The sequence below is a fragment of the Streptomyces anulatus genome, from assembly GCF_014650675.1.
Classification (GTDB): Bacteria; Actinomycetota; Actinomycetes; order Streptomycetales; family Streptomycetaceae; genus Streptomyces; species Streptomyces anulatus.
Window position 1 is genome coordinate 94,832 of record NZ_BMVK01000002.1, and the last position, 24,740, is coordinate 119,571.

Genomic DNA, 24,740 nt, shown 5'->3' on the forward strand with positions numbered 1-24,740 from the left:
TCAGGCGGCGGGAGCGAAGCGGGTGCGGTCCTCCACCACCTTCCCCTCGGGGTCACCGCGTCCTGGGCGGCGGGCAGCCCGGCGGGCGAGGCGGGCCCGGCCGAGCTCGCGCTCGGCGTCGGCCCGGCGGATCAGCTCGGCGGAGGTGGAGCGGTAGAGCTCGTACTCGTACATGGTGTGCCCCTGGTTCCTGGTCGTGGCAGCGGACCGGAGGGGTGCCCGGCCGGTCGGCCGGGGCCCTGTGTTCGCTGTGTGTCCACTGTCGTCGGCCAGGAGGGGGCGGCGCATCGGGCGAGTTCCGCATGTTCGCGGCGGTGGGGGCCTTAGAACCCGCCCCCGGGTGTCCGAGGGGCGGACGCCTTAGGGCGTGTCCGCCCTAGACCCGTGCCGTACGGGACCGTGAGCAGGGGGTCAGCCGCCGGCCGGGACGCCCGCGGTGGGCAGGGAGACGAAGAGGTCGAAGTACATGCCCGCGGAGATCAGCACGCCGAGGACGCCGAGGGCGACACCGGCCAGGGCGACCGCGCGGACCCAGGTGGGCTGCGGACGCTCGGAGGGGGCTCCGAAGGCGGGGCGGACCAGGACGAAGACGCCGACGAGCAGGGCGAGGACGGCGAAGACGCCGTTGACCAGGGCGGTGGTGTGCCAGGCGTCCCCGTAGATCTCGGAGATCTGCTGGGCCGCGCTGCCGCCGCCGGAGGTCTGGATCTGGCCGATGAGCGTCTCGCGCTCGGCGGCGACCCGGCCGGTCCAGGCGCCGGTCAGGGCGACGACGCCCAGGGCGGCGGAGACGACGGCCGCCGCACCCGCGCCGACGCCGTGGCGGGCCTCGTCGAAGGGGTCGGGCTCCAGGGCGTCATCGTCATCGTCGTCCGACTGCCCGGCGAGGTCGTCGGGGGCCGTCCCGGAGTCCGCGGCGTCGGACGGCGTACCGGTGGTGTCCTTCGGTGCGGGGTCCTTCGCCGGGGAGTCCGTCGCAGGGTCCTTCACCAGGGAGTCCTGCGCGGTCGCCTCCTCCGTGACGGCGTCGGCGGAGCCCTCGGCGGGGTCGGTCGTCCCGGCGGGCGGGGTGGTCGTGGACGGGGTCGTCGTCTTGGAGGGGGTGGTGTTCATGCGCCGCACGCTAGGCGGCCCGGATGAGAGCCCGCTTAACGCCGGGGCCGCGCGGGGCCCGGAGGGGGCTCACCGCCCGGTGCGGGCCCGCCATTCCGGGGCGAGGACGGACCAGATCTCGGAGTCGTGGCGGACGCCCCGGTGGAGGTAGTTCTGCCGCATCACCCCGTCCCGGGTCATGCCGAGCCGCTTCGCCACCGCGATCGACCTGGTGTTCGCGGCGGAGGCGATCCACTCCACGCGATGCATGCCGCGCTCGTGCACCGCCCAGTCGATCAGGCGCTCGGCGGCGCGGGTGATCAGACCGCGGCCCTGGGCGGCGGGCTCCAGCCAGACGCCGATCTCGCAGTTGCCGGACTCCGCGTCGAAGATCCGGAAGAGGACACCGCCGACGAGGACGCCGTCCAGCCGGATGCCGTACAGCCGCCCGGTGTCCGCCGCCTGCTTCTCCGCGTACCGCTGGAGCAAGGCGCGCGCCGAGTCCGGGTCGGTGACGAACGAGGCGAGCGGGATCCAGGAGTCGACCAGCTCCCGGGCCCGGTCCATGTGGGCGAGGAACTCCTCGGCCTGCCAGGCCTCCAGCGGGCGCAGCTCCGCCCTGTCGTCATCCAGGGATACGGCGAACATCGTGCTCCTTCTCGGCGGTCCGGACCATCACCGGTCCGGCACCCTCTTCGGCACCCGTGCCGCGTGCCTCCGGGATCTTCGCACGGAGCGGTACGCAGTCGGGCGGCTCGATGCTGATCCGGGGCAGCCACCTCTCCAGCCGGGCCGGCAGCCACCAGTTCGCCCCGCCGAGCATGTGCATCAGGGCGGGTACGAGCAGGGTGCGCAGGACGAAGGCGTCCAGGGCGACGGCGGTGGCCAGCGCGATGCCGAACATGGCGATGACCCGGTCGCCGCTGAGCACGAAGGCGAGGAAGACGGAGATCATGATCACGGCGGCGGAGTTGATGACCCGGCCGGTCTCGGCGAGGCCGACCCGTACGGCCCGCCGGTTGTCGCCGGTCTCCAGCCACTCCTCGTACATCCGGCCGACCAGGAAGACCTGGTAGTCCATGGAGAGGCCGAAGAGGACCGAGACCATGATCACGGGGAGGAAGGGCTCGATGGGTCCGGCGCTGCCGAGGCCGAGCAGCTCGCTCCCCCAGCCCCACTGGAAGACGGCCACGACGACGCCGAAGGAGGAGGCGACGGCGGCCACGTTCATCACGGCGGCCTTGAGGGGGATGCCGATGGAGCGGAAGGCCAGGAGGAGGAGCAGGCAGCCGAGTCCGATGACGACCCCGACGAAGAGCGGCAGCTTCCCGACGATGATCTCGGCGAAGTCGTCGTAGCTCGCCGTCACCCCGCCGACGTGGGCCTCCAGCGAGGTGTTGTCCTGGACCGGCGGCAGCACGTCGCCCCGGATCCGGTCGACCAGCTCGCTGGTGTCCTGCGACTGGGGGGACGAGTCGGGGACGACGGTGAGGAAGGCGGTGTCGCCGGCGTTGTTGTAGGTGACCGGGCTGACGGACGCGACGCCCTCGGTGGTGCGCAGCTTCTCGGGCAGCGAGTCCAGGGCGAGCCGGTCGTCCGCGCCGTCGAGCTCGGCGGCGATGGTGAGGGGGCCGTTGACGCCGGGCCCGAAGCCGTCGGCGATCAGGTCGTAGGCCTGCCGGGTGGTGGCGGTGGCCGGGTTGTTGCCCTGGTCGGAGGTGCCCAGGTGGAGGCCGAGGGCGGGCAGGGCCAGGACCACCATGACCACGGCCGCGATGGAGCCGAGCAGCTTGGGGTGGCGTTCCACGAAGGCGGACCAGCGGGCGGCGAAGCCGGTGGGCAGTTCGGGCCGGGGTCCGTGTTCGGCGAGCCGGCGCCGCTCGCGGCGGCTGAGCGCCCGCATCCCGATGCGGGAGAGCAGCGCGGGCAGCAGGGTGACGGAGGCCATCACGGTGAGGACGACGGTGAGCGAGGCGGCGATGGCGACGCCGTTGAGGAAGCTCAGCCGCAGGATCAGCATGCCGAGGAGCGCGATGCAGACGGTGGCCCCGGCGAAGACGACGGCGCGCCCGGTGGTCGTGACGGCGTTCTCCGCGGCTTCGTCGACGGTCATGCCGCGCCGCAGCCCTCTGCGGTGCCGGGTGACGATGAACAGGGCGTAGTCGATGCCCACGCCGAGCCCGATGAGCATGCCGAGCATCGGGGCGAAGTCGGCCACGGTCATCAGATGGCCGAGCAGCACGATGCCCGCGTAGGCGGTGCCCACGGAGACCAGGGCGGTGGCGATGGGCAGCAGGCTGGCGGCGAGCGAGCCGAAGGCGAGGAAGAGCACGACGGCCGCGACGACGACGCCGACGCCCTCGGCGAGGTGGACGGAGGGCGCTTCGGTGAGGGCGACGGCGGTGCCGCCCAGTTCGACCTGGAGCCCGTCGGCCTCGGCGGCCTTCGCGGTGTCGACGAGGGCCTGGGCCTGGGAGGCGGGGATCTCGTCGGCGGGGTGGTCGAAGGTGACGGTGGCGTACGCGGTGTGGCCGTCCTCGCTGATCTGGCCGGGGCCGGTGCCCCCGTAGGGGCCGGTGACCGCGCCGACGCCCGGCAGCTCCTCGATCGCGTGGAGCGTCCGGGTCATGGTCTGCTCGACGTCGGCGGCCCGGACCGTGGAGCCGGTGGTGTGCCAGACGACGGTGTCGGTGTCGCCGCCGAGGTCGGTGAAGCCGCGGAAGAGGAGTTCGGTGGCCCGGCCGGACTCGGTGCCGGGGACCTCGTAGTCGTTGGAGTACGCCGAACCCGCGAAGCCCGCCGCGGCGGCGGTCCCGCCGAGGGCGGCGAGCCAGATGAGGACGGCGACGAGACGGTGCCTGATGCACCAGCGGGCGATGGCAGCCAACGGATGAGCTCCCTGCGGGTTCGTGGACCTTTACCCGCAGATAGCGTGATCTGCCCGCAAACGTCTCATGACCTGAGACCGTCACTCTGTCAGCAGAACGTGATCCTTTGTCCGTTTCGTGGCCATGGTCACAGGGCTTGATCTGTTCCCTACACGGAACGGATCAAGCCCTGCGGCCCTCGGGCCGGGTCAGCCGGAGACGCTGGCGCGGCCGTTCTCGATGTGTCCCATGAGCCGCCGCCGGAAGCCGTCCTCCCCGTCGACGGTGACGGCGAGGTCGTACCAGCCGTGCGCGTCGGCCGCCGAGTGCACGAGCGCCCGGCTGCGGCCCGGCTTGACCGTGACGCGCCGGGTCCAGTCCCGTACGTCGTCCTCGTCGACATAGCCGAGCGGCCGTACCAGGAAGGTCAGGGTCCGGCGGCCGGTGTTGCGCAGGGTGAGGTGCAGGTCGCGGTCGCGGTGGTCGATGCGGGTGGCGACCTCCGCTCCCCCGTCGGCCGGTCCGGCGAACTCGCGGCGGAAGCCGTTCGGCCCGGTGACCGTGAAGCGGTACGCCTCCCCGGTCAGCGGGACGGTCCAGTGCGCGGTGTCCCGGACGTCCTTGTGCTGCGGGGCCGGGAACTCGCCGGCGTACGGGTACAGCGCGAAGTGCGCCGAGGACCTGCCGGTGTTGGCGAGCTCGACCCGCAGGGTGTCGCCCGACCGCCTGGCCCGGGCGTCCGGCCGGTAGGGCAGCGGGCGCGCCGGGCGTGCGCCGGGCTCCTGCGCGGGGAGCTGCTGGACGGCGGGCGGCTTCGGCTGCCAGCGCCCCTCGAACGGCGGGATCGCGCCGGGCGTCTGCACGGCGGGCTGCCGCCGGGCCCGGGTGAAGTCGAAGGCGGAGGTGAGGTCGCCGGTGACGCGCCGCCGCCAGTCGCCGATGTTGGGCTCCTTCACCCCGGTCCAGCGCTCCAGGAAGCGGATGACGGAGGTGTGGTCGAAGACCTCGGAGCAGACGTACCCGCCGACGGTCCACGGCGAGACGACCAGCAGCGGCACCCGGATCCCGAGGCCGGTGGGCCGGCCCTCCCACTGCTCGTCGGCGACCTCGGGGGGCGCGACGGGCGGCGGGACGTGGTCGAAGAATCCGTCGTTCTCGTCGTAGTTGATGAGCACGGCGGTGTGCCGCCACACGTCGGGGTGCTTGCCGAGCGCGTCGAGGATCTTGTAGACGATGGTGGCGCTGTGCACCGGCGACGAGGTGCTCGGGTGCTCGGAGTCGATCGCCGAGGGGACCAGGTAGGAGACCGCGGGGAGCGTCCCGGCCGCCACGTCCTTGGCGAACTCGTCCGCCAGCGTGCCGGTCGGCACCCGGCGCAGCCCCCGCTCGAACAGGCTGCGCTCGCGCCGGTCGAGGGTGGCGACACCCTCCTCCAGCAGCCCGAGGAGCCGGGTGCGCTCGGTCTCGGACGCGCCCCGGACCTTCGCGTAGAAGGCTTCCATGTAGGTGTGGCCGCCGGTCCTGGCGAGCGCCTTGCGGGCGATCGCCTTGAAGGTGGCGTAGAACTCGATCTGGTTGTCGGTGAAGTTCTCCCACTCCGTGTACGTCCGCCAGCTGCGCCCGGCCTTCTCCAGCCGCTCCGCGTAGGTGGACCAGTCGTAGCCGGGGTGGGTGCCCTCGTTGTAGGCGTCGTTGCCGACGGCCCGCTTCCCGTTCGGCTCGAAGCCGGTCTTCCCGCTCCAGAGGTGGTTGCGGTTGGGGCTGGTGGAGGTGTGGATCGAGGAGTGGTAGGCGTCGCAGACGGTGAAGGTGTCGGCCAGCTCGTAGTGGAGCGGGATGTCGCGGCGGTCGTAGTACGCCATCGTCGCCGCGGTCTTCGCGCTGATCCAGCCGTTCATCCAGCCGCCGCCCCAGGCCTTCGCGCCGCCGTTCCAGGAGTGGTCGAGGGCACCGATGTACTGGAGGTCCTTCTTCTGCTCCTCGGCCGCTCCGCGCACCGGGAAGGGCAGCACGGTGGAGCCGGCCGCGGCGGGCTGCTCGAACACCGTCCCGCCCGTGGGCAGCTCGATGGCGTTGCGGTCGCCGAAGCCGCGTACACCGCGCAGGGTGCCGAAGTAGTGGTCGAAGGAACGGTTCTCCTGCATCAGGATCACCACATGCTTGATGGAGCCGAGGCCTCCCCCGCCGGACCCCGCGTGGGCGGGCTGCGCGGCGATGGCGGCCTGGAGCGACGGCGGCAGGAACGATCCGGCCGCAGCGGCGCCGAGTGCGCCGCCGCCCAGCGCGAAGAGCCGTCGCCGTGACATGTCCGTGGTCAAAGGAGCCTCCTGGTTCCGGTGGTTACAGCCGGGAAGCTAGTCAGCCCAGGTGGCGTCGGGAAGGACTGCGTACGGACCGGTGGTGAACGTCCAAGAGGTCGGACCGGAAGTCCAACCCTCCGTGTCGACGCCCTCACACCCCGATGAGGTGCAGTGATGCCCAGAGCGCGAGCGTGGAGGCCAGGATCGTCGCCGGTACGGTCGCGAGTCCCAGCCGGGTGAAGTGGCCGAGCTCCGGGGCGTCCCCGTGGGCGTGCAGGATGCGCCGCCACAGGAGCGTGGCCAGCGATCCGACGTACGTGAGGTTCGGCCCGAGGTTCACCCCGATCAGGGCGGCGAGCAGCGGTCCGGGCCCGGCCGCCGCGACGACCGGCAGCAGGGCGAGGATCGCGGGCAGGTTGTTGATCAGGTTGGCGAGCAGCGCGGCGACCACGGCGACGCCGAGCAGTGCGGGCAGGGAGTCGCCGTCGGGCAGCAGGGCGGCGATGCCGTCGCCGAGGCCGTTGTCGACGACGGCCTTGACGACGACGCCGAGTGCGAGGACGAAGAGGCAGAACAGCGGGTTGGCCGAGCGGACGACGGCGAGCGGCGTGGTCTCCCGCTTGGCCAGCGCCCGGACGGCCAGCACCAGAGCCCCCGCCAGCGCCGCCCACAGCGGCTCGGCCCCCGCGAACGAGGTCACGACGAACCCGGCCAGCGTCAGCGCCAGCACGACGAGCGTGAAGACGGGGACGGGCGTGCGCTCCGCCCCGGGATCCGGCGCGTGCGCCCCGGCGGCCAGGTCGGCGGCGAACGCGCGGCGGAACACGGCGTACTCGACGGCGATGGCGGCGAGCCACGGCAGCGCCATCAGCGCGGCGAACCGGGTGAAGGAGAGCCCGCTCGCGGTGAACGCCAGCAGGTTGGTGAGGTTGGAGACGGGGAGCAGGAGGGACGCGGAGTTGGCCAGGTGCGCGCAGGCGTAGACGTACGGGCGGGGCCGTGCGCCGACCCGCGCGGCGGTGGCGAGCACGACCGGGGTGAGCAGGACGACGGTGGCGTCCAGGCTGAGGACGGCGGTGACGATCGAGGCGACGGCGAAGACACCGCCGAGGAGCGGGCCGGTCTGCCCCCGGCAGGCGCGGGCGACCAGCTCACCGGCGGCCCGGAACAGCCCCTCGTCGGCGCAGAGCCGGGCCAGCACCAGGATCGCGGCGAGGAACCCCACGACCGGCAGCAGCTCGCCGACCTGCTCGCGGGCCTCGGGCCAGGACACCGCCCCCGCGGCCACCACGAGAGCGGCGGCGGGCACGGCGACGGTCGCCTCCGGCAGGCCCCGGGGGCGTACGACGGCGAAGGCGAGGACGCCCACGAGGAGGGCGAGAGAGACGATCTCGGCGAGGACGGTGTTCAGGGGGACCCTCGGGGTTCGGCGGAGGACGGCTGAAGGGGCGGCGTGCCCGCACGTGGATGAGAACGTACGGGTACACCGCCCCTTCGGGGACGATCGGTGATCAGCCCTCTGCGCCGAGCTTCTCCAGGATCAGCTCGCGCACGCGTGCCGCGTCCGCCTGACCGCGGGTGGCCTTCATGACCGCGCCGACGAGCGCGCCCGCCGCCGCGACCTTGCCGCCGCGGATCTTGTCCGCGATGGCCGCGTTGCCCGCGATGGCCTCGTCCACGGCCGTGGACAGCGCGCCCTCGTCGGAGACGACCTTCAGGCCGCGCTTCTCGACGACGGTGTCCGGGTCGCCCTCGCCCGCGAGGACGCCCTCGATGACCTGGCGGGCCAGCTTGTCGTTGAGGTCGCCCGCGGCGACGAGCGCGGCCACCCGGGCGACCTGCGCCGGGGTGATCGGCAGCTCGTCCAGACCGCGGCCGGTCTCGTTGGCGTTACGGGCCAGCTCGCCCATCCACCACTTGCGGGCCTGGTCCGAGGGTGCGCCCGCCTCGGTCGTGGCGACGATCAGGTCGACCGCGCCCGCGTTGAGGATGGACTGCATGTCGTGCTCGGTGACGCCCCACTCCTCCTTGAGCCGCGCCCGGCGCAGCCGGGGAAGCTCGGGGAGGCCCTTGCGGAGCTCCTCGACCCAGTCGCGCGAGGGCGCGACGGGGACCAGGTCCGGCTCGGGGAAGTAGCGGTAGTCCTCGGCGTTGTCCTTGATGCGGCCGGCCGTGGTGGAGCCGTCCTCCTCGTGGAAGTGCCGGGTCTCCTGCACGATCGTGCCGCCCGAGGACAGCACGGCGGCGTGCCGCTGGATCTCGAAGCGCGCGGCCCGCTCGACGGAACGCAGCGAGTTCACGTTCTTCGTCTCGGAGCGGGTACCGAACGCCTCACGGCCGTGCGGGCGCAGCGACAGGTTGACGTCGCAGCGCATCTGGCCCATCTCCATGCGGGCGTCGGAGACCCCGAGAGCCTTGATCAGCTCGCGGAGCTCGGCGACGTACGCCTTGGCGACCTCGGGGGCGCGGGCGCCGGCTCCCTCGATCGGCCTGGTGACGATCTCGATGAGCGGGATGCCGGCCCGGTTGTAGTCGAGCAGGGAGTGGGACGCGCCGTGGATACGGCCGGTGGCGCCGCCGACGTGCGTCGACTTGCCGGTGTCCTCCTCCATGTGGGCGCGCTCGATCTGCACCCGGAAGATCTCGCCGTCCTCCAGCTGGACGTCCAGATAGCCGTCGAAGGCGATCGGCTCGTCGTACTGGGAGGTCTGGAAGTTCTTCGGCATGTCCGGATAGAAGTAGTTCTTCCGGGCGAATCGGCACCACTCGGCGATCTCGCAGTTGAGCGCGAGACCGATCTTGATGGCCGACTCCACGCCGATCTCGTTGACGACCGGCAGCGCGCCGGGCAGTCCGAGACAGACCGGGCAGGTCTGGGAGTTGGCGTCCTGCTTCAGCTCCGTGGAGCAGCCGCAGAACATCTTGGTCTTGGTGCCGAGTTCGACATGGACTTCGAGGCCCATGACGGGGTCGTAGGACGCGAGCGCGTCCTCGTACGACACCAGGTCAGTGACAGTCACGGTGAAACTTTCCCTCTCAGCCCAGCAGAACGTCGTCGTCGCCGAGACGCTTCAGTTCGCGATAGAGGATCGCGAGTCCGGTGACGATGGCGGCCGCGGAGACCGCAGCGTCGACGAGCCGCAGCAGGTCGTTCTCGCTACGGGCGAGCTTCGCCTGCTTGGCGACGCTGATCGCGCCGAACGCGGTACTGCCGATCGCGATGTACGCGCCCGTCTTGGACTTCTTGAAGTTCTTGGCCTTCTTTGCCATGGCACTCACAGCGACGGAGCCTCCTCAAGCAGCGGATGCCCCCACTTTTCCACGAATGCGGCCTCGACGGCCGCTCCGACCTTGTAGAGGCGGTCGTCCTTCATGGCGGGAGCGATGATCTGCAGTCCGACCGGCAGTCCGTCCTCCGGGGCCAGGCCGCAGGGCAGCGACATGGCGGAGTTGCCGGCCAGGTTGGTGGGGATGGTGCACAGGTCCGCGAGGTACATGGCCATCGGGTCGTCGGCGCGCTCGCCGATCGGGAAGGCGGTGGTCGGCGTCGTCGGGGAGACGATCACGTCGACCTGCTCGAAGGCCTTCTCGAAGTCCTGGGTGATGAGGGTGCGGACCTTCTGGGCCGAACCGTAGTACGCGTCGTAGTAGCCGGAGCTGAGCGCGTACGTCCCCAGGATGATGCGGCGCTTGACCTCGTCGCCGAAGCCCGCCTCACGGGTGAGCGCGGTGACGTCCTCGGCCGACTTCGTGCCGTCGTCGCCGACCCGCAGGCCGTAGCGCATGGCGTCGAAGCGGGCCAGGTTGGAGGAGCACTCGGACGGGGCGATCAGGTAGTACGCGGAGAGCGCCAGGTCGAAGGACGGGCAGTCCAGCTCCACGATCGTGGCGCCGAGCGACTTCAGCAGCTCGACCGACTCGTCGAACCGCTGGACCACGCCGGCCTGGTAGCCCTCGCCGCGGAACTGCTTGACGACGCCGACGCGCATGCCCTGTACGGAGCCGTTGCGGGCGGCCTCGACGACCGGCGGGACCGGCGCGTCGATGGACGTCGAGTCCAGCGGGTCGTGCCCGGCGATGGCCTCGTGCAGCAGCGCCGCGTCCAGGACCGTACGGGCGCAGGGCCCGCCCTGGTCGAGGGAGGACGAGAAGGCGACCATGCCGTAGCGGGAGACGCCGCCGTAGGTGGGCTTGACGCCGACCGTGCCGGTGACGGCGGCGGGCTGGCGGATCGAGCCGCCGGTGTCCGTGCCGATGGCGAGCGGGGCCTCGTAGGAGGCGAGGGCGGCGGAGGAGCCGCCGCCGGAGCCACCGGGGATCCGGGTGAGGTCCCAGGGGTTGCCGGTGGGGCCGTAGGCGCTGTTCTCGGTGGAGGACCCCATGGCGAACTCGTCCATGTTGGTCTTGCCGAGGATGACGACGTCGGCGGCGCGCAGCTTCTGCGTGAGCGTGGCGTCGTACGGCGGGACCCAGCCCTCAAGGATCTTGGAGCCGACGGTGGTCGGCATGTCCTTGGTGGTGAAGATGTCCTTCAGCGCGAGCGGGACGCCGGCCAGCGGGCCGAGCTTCTCGCCCGCCTCCCGCTTCGCGTCCACGGCACGGGCCTGGGCGAGCGCGCCCTCGCGGTCGATGTGCAGGAAGGCGTGGACCTTCTCGTCGACCGCGTCGATCCGGGCCAGGTGGGCCTCGGTGACCTCGACGGCGGTCAGCTCGCCGGAGGCGATCTTCCCGGCGATCTCGGCCGCGGTGAGCTTGATGATGGTGCTGTTGTCCGTCATGGCGGTTAGTCCTCCCCCAGGATCTGCGGCACCTTGAAACGCTGCTGCTCCTGGGCCGGGGCGCCGGAGAGCGCCTGCGCGGGGGTGAGCGACGGACGGACCTCGTCCGCGCGCATGACGTTGGTCAGCGGCAGCGGGTGGGAGGTCGGCGGTACGTCTTGGTCGGCGACCTCGGAGACGCGGGCGACCGCGCCGATGATGTCGTCGAGCTGACCGGCGAAGTGATCGAGCTCTTCGCCCTTCAGCTCCAGACGCGCCAGCCGGGCGAGGTGGGCGACCTCCTCGCGCGTGATGCCAGGCATGCAGCGATCCTCAGGGGTTGGTGTGTGGTTTTGAGCCCAATCCTATGGGGTCTCCGGGGAGCGAGTGCCCCGCCCCGATCGGGCTACGCCTTTCCGGACGGCGGGGGCCGGAAAGGGGTGAGCCCCGGGCCGCGGCCCGGGGCTCGGAGGAGGGTGTTCGACAGGGGCGGCTCTCAGGAGCTCTCGGTCTCCGCCGTCCCGTTCACCGCGCCGTTCACCACGCCGTTCAGCGACGCGTTCATCGAGCCGGTGGCCGACCCGGTGGCGGCGGCGGCCGCCGCCTGGGCCTTCAGCTCGGCGGGCCTGCGCCAGCCGTGCTCGCCGCGCGCCCGCAGCCAGGCGGTCGTCTCCTGCGGCGGCATCGCGGCCGCCACCAGCCAGCCCTGCACCGCGTCGCACCTGAGGTCCCGCAACCGCTCCCACGTCTCGTCGTCCTCGACGCCCTCGGCGACGACGACCAGGCCGAGCGAGTGGGCCAGGTCGATGGTGCAGCGGACGATCTCCGCGTCCTCGTGGTCGACGGCCAGCCGGGCCACGAAGGACCGGTCGATCTTCAGCTCGCTGACCGGCAGTCTGCGCAGGTGGACCAGGGAGGAGTAGCCGGTGCCGAAGTCGTCGAGGGACATCTTCACGCCGTGCGCGGTGAGCCCGGCCAGGGTGTCGGCGGCGCGCTGCGGGTCCTCCAGCAGCACATGCTCGGTGATCTCCAGTTGGAGCGCTCCCGCGGGCACGCCGTGACGGGCGAGCCGGGCCGCGACGCCCCCCGCGAAGCCGGGGGTGTGGACGTCGCGCGGGGAGACGTTGACCGCGACGGGCACGAACAGGCCCTGGGCCCGCCAGCGGGCGACCTGGGCGAGCGCCGTCTCCAGGACGTACTCCGTGAGGTGCGGCATGAGACCGGAGGACTCGGCGATGGCGATGAACTCGTCCGGGGGGACCCGGCCGCGCTCCGGGTGCACCCAGCGCACCAGCGCCTCCAGGCCGGCGACCTGCCCGTCGAAGCGGACCTTGGGCTGGTAGTGCAGCTCGACCTCGCTCGCGTCCAGCGCCCGGCGCAGGTCGCCGAGGAGTCCGAGCCGGTCGGGGGTGTTGCTGTCCCGCTTGGACTCGTAGACCTCCACGCCCGTGCGGTCCCGCTTGGCCTGGTACATCGCGACGTCCGCCCGCCGCAGCAGGCCTTCGGCGTCCAGCGCGTGGTCGGGGTAGACGGCGACCCCGGCGCTGGCCTCCAGGACGAGGGTCAGTCCGTCGAGGTCGAGCGGGGAGGACAGTTCGGCGACGAGATGGCGGGCGACCTGCTGGGCGCTGGTGGTCGAGTCGGTGTGCGGCAGCAGGACGGCGAACTCGTCGCCGCCGAGCCGGGCGGCCTCCGCGCCGCGCGGCAGGGCGAGCCGCAGGCGCTCCGCTATCTGCAGCAGCAGCCGGTCGCCGGCCAGGTGGCCCAGGGTGTCGTTGACGGCGCGGAAGCGGTCCAGGTCGATGAGGACCAGGGCGGAGCGGGTGCCAATGGACTCCGCGTCCTCCAGCGCCGACCAGGTCCGCTCCAGCAGCCACTGCCGGTTGGGCAGCCCGGTCAGCGGGTCGCGCAGCTGCTCCTCGGCGCGGGCGCGGGCGATCCAGAGCGTGGAGTCGAGGGCGATCAGCGGTACCGCGAAGAGCGGCAGCAGGACGGGCATGGACATCGCGACGGCGCAGATCAGCGGGGCGAGCCCGAGGAGCGCGACGGCGACGAGCCCTTGCCGCAGCATCGCGGTACGGGCGATGGTGGGCAGCCCGCCGTTGTGCGGGGCCTGGGCGTACCACAGCAGGACCCGGGTGACGAGCAGATACGTCGATGCCGTCAGGAGCAGTTCCGGGACGGCCGCGATGCCCCAGTCGAGTGGCCGCCAGGGCTCCTCGACGGTGGGCACCTCGCCGAAGGCGGCCAGCACGAGGGCCGCCGCGCCGATGCCCAGCATGTCGACCCCGCCGTGCAGGAGCCCCTGCCACCAGCGATGCCTGCGGGCGGTCCCGACGAGCACCACGACGGCGAGGCTGACCAGCACGGCCGGGAGCCAGCCGAACAGCAGCAGCACCGCGAGGGTGAGGGCGGCCCCGGAGCCGGTGCCGCCCCACCACCGGTCGCGGCCGAGCGCCACCAGATGGCCGACGATGATCCCGGTGAGCACGGCGAGGGACCAGCCCACCGCGCCGTCCGGGAAGAGCGCGTGTCCCTGTTGAACGGTCCGGTAGGACCCGACCGCCAGCAGCACCGCGGCGATGCCCACGACGGCGGCGCCCACGGGGGGCGTGAGGCCGACGAAACCTTGCAGCCGCGACACCGGGGCGGCGCTCTCGGTCGGTTTCATTCCGTCCCTCTCACAGCCGGCGGTGCCGATGTCCCTCGGTGGCGCCCGCTCCCGTGCCACCACGGCCCGGTCGAGCAGCCGTGCACGGCGGGCGCACCTCTCAACAGTAGGCCGCGAAAGGCTTCCAGGGGCAGCGCTCTACAGCTCTTGCCCGAATGCGAACCGACCACCCGTCACCATCTGCTATTGACCCGAACGGGTGGCGCGGCAGGGCCATTCGGGGAACGGCGGCCCCTTCTTCACCCCTCTGCCCCGTTTCCTTCCCCGTACGGGCTGCGCCACGCCGGGACAGCGTCTCGAAGGCGTCTCGATCCGGAGAACAGCGAGCGAACGGAGGTCCGGCGGGCGGTTACTCCCCGTTGTTCTCCGGGGCGGGTCCGGGCGTGGTTTCCGGGGCGGGCAGGGCCGCCTCCTTCGCACGTTCGGGTCCCTGTTCGAGCAGGATCGCGAATCCGTCCTCGTCCAGCACGGGCACCTTCAACTGCATCGCCTTGTCGTACTTGGAGCCGGGGTTGTCGCCGACGACCACGAACGCGGTCTTCTTCGACACCGATCCGGCGACCTTCGCGCCCAGCGCCTGGAGCGCCTCCTTCGCACCGTCGCGGGTGTGACCCGTGAGGGTGCCGGTGACGACGACGGTCAGTCCTTCGAGGGGGCGGGGGCCCTCGTCCTCGTCTGAGCCCTCGTCCGCCATCCGCACCCCGGCCTCGCGCCACTTGCGCACGATCTCGCGGTGCCAGTCCTCGGCGAACCACTGCTTGACCGAGGCGGCGATGGTCGGCCCCACCCCGTCGGCGGCGGCCAGCTCCTCCTCGCTCGCCTCGTCGATCCGGTCGATGGAACGGAACTGACGGGCCAGCTCCTGGGCGGCGACCGGTCCCACGTGCCGGATGGAGAGCCCGGTGAGGACCCGGGCGAGCGGGGCTTCCTTGGCGGCGGCGATGCCTTCCAGCATGGCCACCGCGTTCTTCTTCGGCTCACCCTGCTGGTTGGCGAAGACCGTCGCGATCTTCTCCTCGCCGGTCTTCGGGTCGCGCTTGGGCAGCCCGCTGTCCTGGTCCAGGACGTACGCCCGGATCGGCAGCAGTTGGTCGACGGTGAGGGAGAACAGATCGCTCTCGTCGCGCAGGACGGGCTCGGCGGGCTCCAGGGGGCGGGTCAGGGCGGCGGCGGCCACATAGCCGAAGTGGTCGATGTCCAGGCTCTTGCGTCCGGCGAGGTAGAAGACGCGTTCGCGCAACTGCGCGGGGCAGGTACGGGCGTTGGGGCAGCGGAGGTCGATGTCGGCCTCCTTCATCGGGCGCAGTTCCGTCCCGCACTCGGGGCAGTGGGTCGGCATCTCGAAGGCCTTCTCGGTGCCGTCGCGCAGGTCGACGACGGGCCCGAGGATCTCGGGGATGACCTCGCCCGCCTTGCGGATGACCACGGTGTCGCCGATGAGGACGCCCTTGGCCTTGACCACGTTCTGGTTGTGGAGGGTGGCGAACTCGACCTCGGAACCGGCCACTTCGACCGGCTCGACCTGGGCGTACGGAGTGACGCGGCCGGTGCGTCCGACGCCGACGCGGATGTTGACCAGCTTGGTGTTGACCTCTTCGGGGGCGTACTTCCAGGCGATGGCCCAGCGCGGGGCGCGCGAGGTGGAGCCCAGCCGTCCCTGGAGCGGGATCTCGTCGAGCTTGACGACGACGCCGTCGATCTCGTGCTCCACGGAGTGCCGGTTCTCGCCGTAGTACGCGATGAACTCCCGTACGCCGGCGAGGGAGTCGACGACCTTGTTGTGCTGGGCGGTGGGCAGGCCCCAGGCGTGGAGCAGTTCGTAGGCCGCGGAGAGGCGGTCGATGCTCAGGCCCTCGTGGGCGCCGATGCCGTGCACCACCATGTGCAGCGGGCGGGTGGCGGTGACCTTGGGGTCCTTCTGGCGCAGCGATCCGGCCGCCGCGTTGCGCGGGTTGGCGAAGGGCTTGTCGTCGGCGGCGACCAGCCGGGCGTTCAACTCCTCGAAGTCCTCCATGGGGAAGAAGACCTCGCCGCGGATCTCGACGAGGGCGGGAATGTTCTCGCCCTTCAGCCGGTGCGGGATCTCCGCGATCGTACGGACGTTGGGCGTGATGTCCTCGCCGGTGCGGCCGTCGCCGCGGGTCGCCGCCCGGGTCAGGCGGCCCTGCTCGTAGGTGAGGTTGACCGCGAGGCCGTCGACCTTGAGCTCGCACAGGAAGTGGTGGTCGGGCGTGCCGACGTCCTTGGCGACCCGGTCCGCCCAGGCGGCCAGCTCCTCGTCGTCGAAGGCGTTGTCCAGGGAGAGCATGCGCTCGCGGTGCTCCACGGAGGTGAACTCCGTGCGGTAGGGGCCCGCGACCTTCTGGGTCGGGGAGTCCGGGGTGCGCAGCGCCGGGTGCTCCTCCTCCAGGGCCTCCAGGGAGCGCAGCTGCCGGTCGAACTCGCCGTCGCTGACGACCGGCTGGTCCTTCACGTAGTAGCGGAAGCGGTGCTCCTCGATCTGCTCGGCCAGCAGCGCGTGCTTCTCCCGCGCGTCCGCCGGAACCGAACTCTCCTGCTCCACCCGCTCTTCGCCCGCCATCGTCCCGTCCTCCTGTGTACCCGTCGTCCCCGTCACTCAGGGTTGTCCGCGAGCGACCTCGCCGCCCGGGCGCTGTGGGCGAGCGCGGCGCGGGCGTACGCGGGCGACGCACCCGCGAGACCGCACGACGGGGTGATCGCGACGGACTCGGCGAGAGTCCCCGGATTCAGCCCCAGCCTGCTCCACAGCGTCCTGACCCCCATGACGCTACCGCCCGGGTCCGACAATCCCTCCGAAGCCGCGTCCGTGGAGGGCACCACGCCGAGGAAGAGCTGGGTGCCGCCCTCGACGGCTTCCCCGATCGCTTCCTCCTCACGCTCGGTGAGCAAGGAGAAGTCGAACGCGATGCCGTCGGCCCCGGCCCGGCGCAGCAGCGCGAACGGCACCTCGGGGGCGCAGGAGTGGACGAGCGTCGTCCCGTCCTCGCCCGCCGCGGCGAGGACGTCGCGCAGGGTCGCCTCGACGACCTGGCGGTCGACGGCGCGGTAGGTGCGGTAGCCGCTGGCGGAGCGGACCCGGCCCAGCAGGACGGCGGTCAGGGAGGGTTCGTCCAGCTGGAGGACGACCTCGGCCCCGGGCATCCGGCGGCGGACCTCCGCGAGGTGGGCGCGGAGCCCCTCGGCCAGGGATCCGGCCAGGTCGCGGCAGGCGCCGGGGTCGGCCAGCATGGCTTCGCCGCCGCGCAGTTCCAGGCTCCCGGCCAACGTCCAGGGGCCGACGGCCTGGACCTTGAGCAGGCCCTCGTACCCCTGGGTGAACTCCTCCAGGGCGTCCAGGTCCTCCCCCAGCCAGGAGCGGGCGCGGCGGGTGTCACGGCCGGGCCGGTCGCTGATCCGCCAGCCGCTCGGCTCGACGTGCCCGTACATCTCGACGAGCATGCCGATGGTCCGGCCGATCATGTCCGCGCCCGGCCCGCGCGCGGGCAGTTCCGCCAGGTACGGCATGCCCTGGCCGTCGGCGAAGGAGCCGGTGACGGTCTTCGCCGCCTCCCTCGCGTCTCCCCCGGGCATCGACCCGATGCCGGTCGCCGGACACCCGCTGAACTTGCTCTTCTCGCTCACGCGGGAAGCCTACGGTCCGGGGCGGGCGGCCTGCGCCCCGGGACGTCAGCGGCCGGGGCGGACGGTGAGGTCGTTGACCTCGGCGTCGCGCGGCAGGTCGATCGCCATCAGGATCGTGGTGGCCACCGACTCGGGGTCGATCCAGCGGGCCGCGTCGTACTCCTTGCCCTCCTGCTGGTGCACCTTGGCCTGCATGGGGCTGGCCGTGCGGCCGGGGTAGACGGTGGTGACGCGCACCCCGTTGCCGTGCTCCTCGTGGCGCAGCGAGTCGGCGAGCGCCTTGAGGCCGTGCTTGCTCGCGGCGTACGCGCTCCACCCGGCGTGGGCGGCCAGTCCTGCCCCGGAGTTCACGAACAGGACCTGGCCCTGGGAGACGCGGAGCTGCGGGAGCAGGAGACGGGTGATCTCGGCGGGGGCGATCAGGTTGGCGTTGAGCTGGAAGTGCCAGGCCTTGGGGGTGAGCTCGCCGACTTCGCCGAGCTCGACGACGCCCGCGATGTGCAGCAGGGTGTCGATCCGCTCGGGCATGGACTGCTGGCCGAACGCCCAGGACAGCCGGTCGGGGTTGCCGAGGTCGCCGACGAGGGTGCGCGCGCCCGGGTAGCGGTCGGCGAACTCCTTGGCGCGGCCGGCGTCGCGGGCGAGCAGGACGACGTCGTCGCCGCGCTCCTGGAGACGGCGGGCGACAGCGGCCCCGATGCCGGAACCGGCGCCGGTGATGAGGTGGGTAGCCATGGGGCGATCCTAGGCGGAGCCGTGATCACCGGGTCCGGCGGACGCCCTCCTCACCGGTGACCGGCGGACTCCTCCAGGTAGGCGAGCGCGCCGACGCCGTCCTTGGCGAAGAAGACCAGGTCGGTCAGGGGAACTGGCAGGAAGCCCTCGTCCTCCATGCGCTGGAACTGCTGGCGGAGCCCGTCGTAGAAGCCCGCCGTGTTCAGCAGGACGACCGGCTTGGTGTGCTTGCCGTGCTTCTTCAGCTCCAGGATCTCGGTGGCCTCGTCGAGCGTCCCGGTCCCGCCGACCATGATCACGACGGCGTCGGCCTTCTCCAGGAGGAGGGCCTTGCGCTCGGCGAGGTCGCGGGCGATCACCATCTCGTCGGCGTTCTCCCTGGCCTTCGCGGCGAGGAAGTCGACCGATACGCCCACGAGCCGCCCGCCCGCCGCCTGCACGCCGTCCGCGACGACCTTCATCAGGCCACTCTCCGATCCGCCCCAGACGAGGGTGTGCCCGCCCCTGCCGAGCAGCTCGGCGAACTCGCGGGCGGGCACGGTGTAGCGGTCGTCGAGGTCGGCGGCGGAGAGGAAGACGCAGATGTTCATGGGCCAACCGTACGACCCGCCTCGGACAATCCCCCATTCCGGCCCGGAGGGCCCCGGGGAAGGCCCGAGGAAGGCCCGAGGAAGGCCCGAGGAAGCACCGCCGCACGACCGGCGTCCGGCAGGCCCTGCCTGTGGTGCCTTCGCAGACGTCGAACGCTGCCCTCCCGGCCATGTCTTGCCGCGCGCGAACCCGGTATCCAGGAAGGAACCTCGTTCTCTGCGGAAGAAGATCCATGCGCGCTCAGGGCCACGGCCAGCAATCGGCGTCCGAGAAGGAGACCCGTGCACCGGGCCGTCTGCCGCCGACCGGTCCGGTCGGCGACGCCAGGACAGCACAGGCCGCTCTCCTCGCGCAGCAGAGCAGTGTGGGCAATGCCGCCGTGCTGCAGATGCTCCACGCGGCCGGACACCCCGGTGTGGAGAGCGGAGTGCGGGAGCGGCACCAGCACGACGCCGGGTGCGGCCATCAGCGGGCCGAGCAGCCACAGGTGCAGCGCTCCGCGGTCCGTGACACCCTGCGCTCCGCCGGCCGGCCCCTCGACGAGGCGACGCGCGGTGAGATGGAGGCACGGCTCGGCGCCGATTTCACCGACGTGCGGATCCACGACAACAGCGGCGCCAGGGCCTCGGCGGCGGAGGTCGGAGCCCGCGCCTACACCTCCGGCAACCATGTCGTCATCGGTGCGGGCGGCGGCGACAAGCACACCCTCGCCCATGAGCTGACCCATGTCATACAGCAGCGCCAGGGCCCGGTCGCGGGCACGGACAACGGCTCCGGCCTGAAGGTGTCCGACCCGTCGGACCGCTTCGAACGCGAGGCGGAGGCCAACGCGGCACGGGTGCTCTCGGGGCCCGTACCGGACGGCCCGGTGGCTGCCCAGCGGTCCACTGCCGCGCCGGCCCCGGCGTCGCCCGCCGTGCAGCGGCGCGGGGACAACCCGTACGCCAAGGCCACCGACAGCGACGGGTGGACGACGACCGCGCACCACATCGTGGCCCACTCCACGCTGACCACCGCCCTCGACAGGCTGAGCGAGGGGGAGAAGATGGACGTCCTCACCGCCGCGATTCCCAAGGTGATCACCGAGAAGATGCTGGCCAATCTCAAGGTGAAGCCACCGGAGGCCGAGAACACCCCCAGCTTCCGGGCAGACTTGAGGGCACGGCTCGCCGACGGCACCGTTCAGAACACCGAGTCCGTGTACGGAATCTCCTTCCAGGACATTCGTTACTCCTTCTTCGAGTGGCAGGCGGGCAATCAGTTCGTCGGCCCCAACACCTCGATCCGGGCGGAGCCGTCGGCGAACGGCGACGACATCGACACCGACGGCAAGTACTTCACCTCGCTCGGCGACAAGGAGTTCGGCCGGCTCACCTCGCTGGGTGCGGACCTGAAGAAGCCCGATATGGAGAACCCCGAGCGGACCGAAACGCTGAAGAAGATCCTGCGTCTCACCAAGGACCAGAAAGTCGCCGACTTCGACCCCGCCCAATGGACCGAGGTCGAAGACGGGGCGACGGTGGACGAACTGGCCGCGGACGCGAAGTTGAGCCGGGCGCACATCACGAAGTACACCTTCTTCAAGCTGTCGGCCTCCGATGTCAGGGGCGGCAAGTACCACGACTTCACACCGGCCCCCGGTGGCGGGTTCGCGTACTACGGAATGCCCTTGTCAGACGCCCAGGCCAGGGGCGACTTCGTCTACATCCCGTACACGACGCGGGAGACCCCTCCCCCGAAGGAAGGGAAGCAGGCCGGGAGGCGTCAGTCGCTCAAGGAGTTCTGCGAGGTACAGAAGGTGCCCACGTCCACCTTCCTGCCGAAGGGGCTGTACAACCCCCACAAGCCCGCGAAGAAGTGACCGGTACGGCCCGGGTCCCTCTCACCCGGGTCCCTCCCGCCCAACTTCTTCTCACCGCAGCGATGAGTTTTCCGGACCGCACCGGTCTTCCCTCCCATGGACAGGATTCTCTCCGCCGACGGCACACCGATCGCCTACCGACGCCAGGGCGACGGCCCGCCTCTGGTGCTGGTCGGCGGGGCGCTGAGCAACTCGGCGGCCGACGCGCCGCTGGCCGCCCTGCTCGCGCCGCGCTTCACGGTGCTCACCTACGACCGCCGGGGCCGGGGCGCCAGCGGTGACGTCGGGCGCTGCTCCGTGGCACGGGAGGCCGAGGATCTGGCCGCCGTCGTCGGGGCCGCCGGGCCGGGCGCGTCGGTCTTCGGGATGTCGTCGGGCGGGGCGCTGGCCCTGGAGGCGGTCGCCGCCGGGCTGTCGGTGGAGCTGCTCGCCGTGTACGAGCCGCCCTATACGCCGGGCGCGTCGGGGCTGCTGTTCAAGGCCCGCTGCACGGCCCGGCTGCACCGGCTGCTGGCGGCCGGGGACCGGGGCGGGGCGGTGGAGCTGTTCCTGTCCATGACGGGCGTCGCGGAGGAGACGGCCGCCCGTATGCGGCGCACCCCGATGTGGGCGGAGCTGGAGGCGATGGCGCACACGCTGGCGTACGACGACGCCCTGCTGGGCGACGGGGCGGTCCCGGTCGAGCGGTTCGCGGCCGTCGCCGCCCGGACGCTGGTGATCTGCGGCGGCTTCAGCAGCGCCCCGGCGCGCGCGGCGACCCGGACCCTGGCCGAGGCCCTGCCGCGCGGCCGGCACCGGACGCTGACCGGCCAGATGCGCGAGGTGGCGCCCCAGGTGATCGCCCCGGTGCTGGCGGACTTCTTCGCCAAGGACGTGTACGCCTACGGGCAGGCGTCGTGAGCCTCAGCCGCCCGTCGCCGCCCGCTCGCGGCGGGATGTCGTGGCGATGGTGGCCGAGCCGACCACGCGCGTGCCGTCGTACAGGACGACCGCCTGGCCGGGGGCCACGCCCCGGACCGGCTCGGTGAAGGTGACGTTCAGTTCGGAGCCGTCGACGAGCTCGGCCGTGACCTCGGTCTCGCCGCCGTGGGCGCGGAGCTGGGCGGTGTACGTACCCGGGCCGGACGGGGGCGTTCCGCACCAGCGCGGCTTGATGGCGGTCAGCGAGGTCACGTCGAGGGCCTCGACGGGGCCGACGATGACGGTGTTGTTCACCGGGGAGATGTCGAGGACGTAGCGCGGCTTGCCGTCGGGGGCCGGGTGGCCGATCTTCAGGCCCTTGCGCTGGCCGATGGTGAACCCGAACGCGCCCTCGTGGGTGCCCAGCTTCGCACCGGACTCGTCGAGGATGTCGCCCTCGGCCGGGCCGCCGAGGCGGCTCGCCAGGAAGCCCTGGGTGTCGCCGTCGGCGATGAAGCAGATGTCGTGGCTGTCGGGCTTCTTGGCGACGGCCAGGCCCCGGCGCTCGGCCTCGGCGCGGATCTCGTCCTTGGTGGTGAGGGTGTCGCCGAGCGGGAACATGGCGTGGGCGAGCTGCTTCTCGTCCAGGACGCCGAGCACATAGCTCTGGTCCTTGGCCATGTCGGAGGCGCGGTGCAGCTCCCGGCTGCCGTCATCGGTGAGCACGACGGTGGCGTAGTGGCCGGTGCACACGGCGTCGAAGCCGAGGGCGAGGGCCTTGTCGAGCAGCGCGGCGAACTTGATCTTCTCGTTGCAGCGCAGGCAGGGGTTGGGCGTGCGCCCGGCCTCGTACTCCGCGACGAAGTCGTCGACGACGTCCTCGCGGAAGCGTTCCGCCAGGTCCCAGACGTAGAACGGGATACCGATGACGTCGGCCGCGCGGCGGGCGTCCCGGGAGTCCTCGATGGTGCAACACCCGCGCGCCCCGGTCCGGAAGGACTGGGGATTCGCGGACAGGGCGAGGTGGACACCGGTCACGTCGTGGCCCGCCTCGGCGGCGCGGGCCGCGGCGACGGCGGAGTCCACGCCGCCCGACATCGCGGCGAGGACACGCAGGGGGCGCTGGGAAGTCTGAGTCATAGCTCCTCCAGGGTACGGGTCGCCGGGAACCGAACGCTCGCGGATATGCGTTGACGATCACATGGGGAACAACGGGAGCACCCGGGGTGCGCGAAAGCCTTCGGGAAAGTCCGCGGGCTCGGCCTCGCGGAAGAAGCCGGCGGACGGCGTCAGCCGGCGCGCGCTGCTGATCGGCGGCGGTGCGGTGGCGGCGGCCGGTACCGCCGCCGTGCTCGCGCGCGACCAGGTGAAGCGCCTGTGGTGGCAGGTGCCCGGGGTCGAGAAGCCCCGGAAGCCGGGCGAGCTGGACTACGCGGGGGCGACCTGGGTGGCCGCATCGGAGGCGAACTGGCGGCGCGCGGACCGTCCCGACGACTTCCCCGTCGACCGGGTGATCATCCATGTCACCCAGGGCAGTTTCGCCAGCGCGGTGAAGGTGTTCCAGGACCCCGCCCACCAGGCCGCGACGCACTACATCGTGGGGCAGGACGGGCGGGTGGTGCAGATGATCCGCGAGCTGGACGTGGCGTACCAGGCGGGCAACCGCTCGTACAACGAGCGCGGCGTCGGCATCGAGCACGAGGGGTTCGTGGACCGCCCCAAGGACCTCACGAAGGCGATGTACGAGTCCTCGGCGCGGCTCACGGCGTCGATCTGCGCGCGGCACGGGATACCCGTCGACCGGGAGCACATCATCGGGCATGTGGAGGTGCCGGGCACCGACCACACGGACCCGGGGCCGCACTGGGACTGGGACCGGTACATGGAGCTGGTGCGCCGGGCCGCGACGGCGCCCACGCCCACGCCTTCGGCGAAGGCGTCCGGGTGACGGCCGGCGCCCGACCGGCTCCCGGCCCCGCCGTCAGCTGAGCCCGGCCGTCCTCGCCCGCTCCACCGCCGGGCCGATCGCCTCGGCCAGCGCCTTCACGTCGTCCTCGGTCGAGGTGTGGCCGAGCGAGAAGCGCAGGGTGCCCCGGGCCAGGTCAGGATCGGTGCCGGTGGCGAGCAGGACGTGGCTGGGCTGGGCGATCCCGGCGGTGCATGCGGAGCCGGTGGGGCATTCGATGCCCTGGGCGTCCAGCAGCAGGAGGAGGGAGTCGCCCTCGCAGCCCGGGAAGCTGAAGTGGGCGTTGGCCGGGAGGCGTCCGGCCGGATCCGGGTCGCCGCCGAGCACGGCGTCCGGCACGGCCCGGCGTACGGCGGCCACGAGGTCGTCGCGCAGGGAGCCCACGCGCCGGGCGAACTGCTCGCGCCGCTCGGCCGCCAGCCGTCCGGCGACCGCGAAGGAGGCGATGGCGGGCACGTCCAGGGTGCCGGAGCGCACATGCCGCTCCTGGCCGCCGCCGTGCAGTACGGGTACGGGGGTGTGGTCGCGGCCGAGCAGCAGCGCGCCGATCCCGAACGGTCCGCCGATCTTGTGCCCGCTGACCGTCATGGCGGCCAGTCCGGAGCGGGCGAAGTCGACCTCCAGCTGACCGAACGCCTGGACCGCGTCGGCGTGCATGGGGATGGAGAACTCCGCCGCCACCGCCGCCAGTTCACGGACCGGCATGATGGTGCCGATCTCGTTGTTGGCCCACATCACGGTGATCATCGCGACGTCGTCGGGGTTGCGGAGGATCGCCTCGCGCAGGTCTTCCGGGTGGACGCGGCCGTGGCGGTCGACCGGGAGGTAGTCGACGGTCGCGCCCTCGTGCTCGGCGAGCCAGTCGACGGCGTCCAGGACGGCGTGGTGCTCGACGGGGCCGGCGAGGACCCGGGTGCGGCGGGGGTCCGCGTCGCGGCGGGACCAGTAGAGGCCCTTCACGGCGAGGTTGTCGGCCTCCGTGCCGCCGGAGGTGAACACCACCTCGCTGGGGCGTGCGCCGAGGGCGTCGGCGAGGGCTTCTCTGGACTCCTCGACGGTACGGCGGGCCCGGCGTCCGGCGGCGTGCAGTGAGGACGCGTTGCCGGTGGCGGAGAGCTGGGCGGTCATCGCCCCGATCGCTTCGGGAAGCATCGGGGTGGTCGCGGCGTGGTCGAGGTAAGCCATGGTGGGGCCGATTCTACGAGCCCGGGGTGGGGCGCATGCCGGGCGCGTCACGGCCCGGTCCCCGCGCACGCCCGCGCGAGGTGCGGCGGACCGGCTCGGAGGCCGGTCGGAGGCCCGTGACTCCCGGCCCGAATCCGGTTCGGAGCCCGTTTCTCAGCCCGGTCCGGAGCCCG

General features: G+C 72.1%; 20 protein-coding genes. 3 read left to right on the plus strand and 17 right to left on the minus strand.

Annotated elements, in window-relative coordinates; genetic code table 11:
- The 15 genes from IE272_RS05165 to IE272_RS05235 form a co-directional block, all read right to left on the minus strand.
- Entirely contained in the window at positions 1–174 is a 174-nt protein-coding gene (locus tag IE272_RS05165; protein ID WP_169808548.1) for a hypothetical protein, read from the minus strand.
- Between the two features lie 237 nt (positions 175–411).
- The gene (locus tag IE272_RS05170; protein ID WP_190006361.1) at positions 412–1,122 is read right to left on the minus strand and encodes a hypothetical protein; all 711 of its coding nucleotides are present in this window, start codon (positions 1,120–1,122) and stop codon (positions 412–414) included.
- 60 nt (positions 1,123–1,182) lie between these two features.
- A complete protein-coding gene (locus tag IE272_RS05175; RefSeq protein ID WP_056704023.1) occupies positions 1,183–1,740 on the minus strand; it encodes a GNAT family N-acetyltransferase in 558 nt (185 codons plus the stop codon).
- Positions 1,718–3,979, minus strand: a complete 2,262-nt coding sequence (locus IE272_RS05180) for an MMPL family transporter (RefSeq protein ID WP_190006362.1) — start codon at positions 3,977–3,979, stop codon at positions 1,718–1,720. Before IE272_RS05180 ends, IE272_RS05175 begins: the two co-directional genes overlap by 23 nt.
- Before the next feature lie 189 nt (positions 3,980–4,168).
- Complete coding sequence (locus tag IE272_RS05185; RefSeq protein WP_050362380.1) at positions 4,169–6,277, minus strand: phosphocholine-specific phospholipase C; 2,109 nt, start codon at positions 6,275–6,277, stop codon at positions 4,169–4,171.
- Positions 6,278–6,410: 133 nt separating this feature from the next.
- A complete protein-coding gene (locus IE272_RS05190; RefSeq protein ID WP_079044267.1) occupies positions 6,411–7,628 on the minus strand; it encodes an SLC13 family permease in 1,218 nt (405 codons plus the stop codon).
- Positions 7,629–7,770: 142 nt separating this feature from the next.
- A complete protein-coding gene (gatB, locus tag IE272_RS05195) occupies positions 7,771–9,279 on the minus strand; it encodes an Asp-tRNA(Asn)/Glu-tRNA(Gln) amidotransferase subunit GatB (RefSeq protein WP_190006363.1) in 1,509 nt (502 codons plus the stop codon).
- A gap of 16 nt (positions 9,280–9,295) precedes the next feature.
- The gene (locus IE272_RS05200; RefSeq protein ID WP_032793766.1) at positions 9,296–9,529 is read right to left on the minus strand and encodes a hypothetical protein; all 234 of its coding nucleotides are present in this window, start codon (positions 9,527–9,529) and stop codon (positions 9,296–9,298) included.
- A 5-nt stretch (positions 9,530–9,534) separates the two neighbouring features.
- Entirely contained in the window at positions 9,535–11,037 is a 1,503-nt protein-coding gene (gatA, locus tag IE272_RS05205) for an Asp-tRNA(Asn)/Glu-tRNA(Gln) amidotransferase subunit GatA (RefSeq protein ID WP_047178947.1), read from the minus strand.
- Between the two features lie 5 nt (positions 11,038–11,042).
- Positions 11,043–11,339 (minus strand): Asp-tRNA(Asn)/Glu-tRNA(Gln) amidotransferase subunit GatC, encoded by a 297-nt coding sequence (gatC, locus tag IE272_RS05210; protein ID WP_003966094.1) that lies wholly within the window; start codon positions 11,337–11,339, stop codon positions 11,043–11,045.
- A 173-nt stretch (positions 11,340–11,512) separates the two neighbouring features.
- Positions 11,513–13,687 carry a putative bifunctional diguanylate cyclase/phosphodiesterase gene (locus IE272_RS05215; RefSeq protein ID WP_056704008.1) on the minus strand — a complete coding sequence of 725 codons (2,175 nt, stop codon included), beginning with the start codon at positions 13,685–13,687 and terminating at the stop codon, positions 11,513–11,515.
- Positions 13,688–14,036: 349 nt separating this feature from the next.
- Entirely contained in the window at positions 14,037–16,268 is a 2,232-nt protein-coding gene (gene ligA / locus IE272_RS05220) for an NAD-dependent DNA ligase LigA (RefSeq protein ID WP_057665900.1), read from the minus strand.
- 32 nt (positions 16,269–16,300) lie between these two features.
- Positions 16,301–17,329 (minus strand): methionine synthase, encoded by a 1,029-nt coding sequence (locus tag IE272_RS05225; RefSeq protein WP_050362375.1) that lies wholly within the window; start codon positions 17,327–17,329, stop codon positions 16,301–16,303.
- A gap of 45 nt (positions 17,330–17,374) precedes the next feature.
- Entirely contained in the window at positions 17,375–18,064 is a 690-nt protein-coding gene (locus IE272_RS05230; RefSeq protein ID WP_007457110.1) for an SDR family oxidoreductase, read from the minus strand.
- A gap of 50 nt (positions 18,065–18,114) precedes the next feature.
- On the minus strand, positions 18,115–18,654 hold the full coding sequence (locus IE272_RS05235) for an LOG family protein (protein WP_050362374.1): 540 nt from the start codon (positions 18,652–18,654) through the stop codon (positions 18,115–18,117).
- A gap of 233 nt (positions 18,655–18,887) precedes the next feature.
- On the opposite strand from IE272_RS05235, the gene IE272_RS05240 reads away from it, so the two are divergent.
- A complete protein-coding gene (locus IE272_RS05240; RefSeq protein ID WP_190006364.1) occupies positions 18,888–20,516 on the plus strand; it encodes an eCIS core domain-containing protein in 1,629 nt (542 codons plus the stop codon).
- A 96-nt stretch (positions 20,517–20,612) separates the two neighbouring features.
- A complete protein-coding gene (locus IE272_RS05245) occupies positions 20,613–21,416 on the plus strand; it encodes an alpha/beta fold hydrolase (protein ID WP_190006365.1) in 804 nt (267 codons plus the stop codon).
- A gap of 3 nt (positions 21,417–21,419) precedes the next feature.
- On the opposite strand, the gene mnmA is transcribed toward IE272_RS05245, so the two are convergent.
- Positions 21,420–22,556 (minus strand): tRNA 2-thiouridine(34) synthase MnmA, encoded by a 1,137-nt coding sequence (gene mnmA / locus IE272_RS05250; protein WP_190006366.1) that lies wholly within the window; start codon positions 22,554–22,556, stop codon positions 21,420–21,422.
- A 61-nt stretch (positions 22,557–22,617) separates the two neighbouring features.
- Between mnmA and IE272_RS05255 the strand changes: the two genes are divergently transcribed.
- Positions 22,618–23,364, plus strand: coding sequence for an N-acetylmuramoyl-L-alanine amidase (locus IE272_RS05255; protein WP_190006367.1), 747 nt, complete (start codon positions 22,618–22,620; stop codon positions 23,362–23,364).
- A gap of 33 nt (positions 23,365–23,397) precedes the next feature.
- Here IE272_RS05255 and IE272_RS05260 read toward each other — a convergent pair whose 3' ends face one another.
- Positions 23,398–24,567: a cysteine desulfurase family protein gene (locus IE272_RS05260; RefSeq protein WP_190006368.1), complete on the minus strand. Its 1,170-nt coding sequence runs from the start codon at positions 24,565–24,567 to the stop codon at positions 23,398–23,400.
- Between the last annotated feature and the right edge of the window lie 173 nt (positions 24,568–24,740).

Coding starts and splice junctions, on each gene's coding strand:
- IE272_RS05175 (WP_056704023.1), bottom strand. CDS start 1,740: ATGTTCGCCGTATCCCTGGATGACGACAGGGCGGAGCTGCGCCCGCTG.
- IE272_RS05255 (WP_190006367.1), top strand. CDS start 22,618: ATGGGGAACAACGGGAGCACCCGGGGTGCGCGAAAGCCTTCGGGAAAG.
- IE272_RS05200 (WP_032793766.1), bottom strand. CDS start 9,529: ATGGCAAAGAAGGCCAAGAACTTCAAGAAGTCCAAGACGGGCGCGTAC.
- IE272_RS05260 (WP_190006368.1), bottom strand. CDS start 24,567: ATGGCTTACCTCGACCACGCCGCGACCACCCCGATGCTTCCCGAAGCG.
- IE272_RS05230 (WP_007457110.1), bottom strand. CDS start 18,064: ATGGCTACCCACCTCATCACCGGCGCCGGTTCCGGCATCGGGGCCGCT.
- IE272_RS05235 (WP_050362374.1), bottom strand. CDS start 18,654: ATGAACATCTGCGTCTTCCTCTCCGCCGCCGACCTCGACGACCGCTAC.
- IE272_RS05215 (WP_056704008.1), bottom strand. CDS start 13,687: ATGAAACCGACCGAGAGCGCCGCCCCGGTGTCGCGGCTGCAAGGTTTC.
- IE272_RS05165 (WP_169808548.1), bottom strand. CDS start 174: ATGTACGAGTACGAGCTCTACCGCTCCACCTCCGCCGAGCTGATCCGC.
- IE272_RS05240 (WP_190006364.1), top strand. CDS start 18,888: ATGCGCGCTCAGGGCCACGGCCAGCAATCGGCGTCCGAGAAGGAGACC.
- gatC (WP_003966094.1), bottom strand. CDS start 11,339: ATGCCTGGCATCACGCGCGAGGAGGTCGCCCACCTCGCCCGGCTGGCG.
- IE272_RS05245 (WP_190006365.1), top strand. CDS start 20,613: ATGGACAGGATTCTCTCCGCCGACGGCACACCGATCGCCTACCGACGC.
- ligA (WP_057665900.1), bottom strand. CDS start 16,268: ATGGCGGGCGAAGAGCGGGTGGAGCAGGAGAGTTCGGTTCCGGCGGAC.
- gatA (WP_047178947.1), bottom strand. CDS start 11,037: ATGACGGACAACAGCACCATCATCAAGCTCACCGCGGCCGAGATCGCC.
- mnmA (WP_190006366.1), bottom strand. CDS start 22,556: ATGACTCAGACTTCCCAGCGCCCCCTGCGTGTCCTCGCCGCGATGTCG.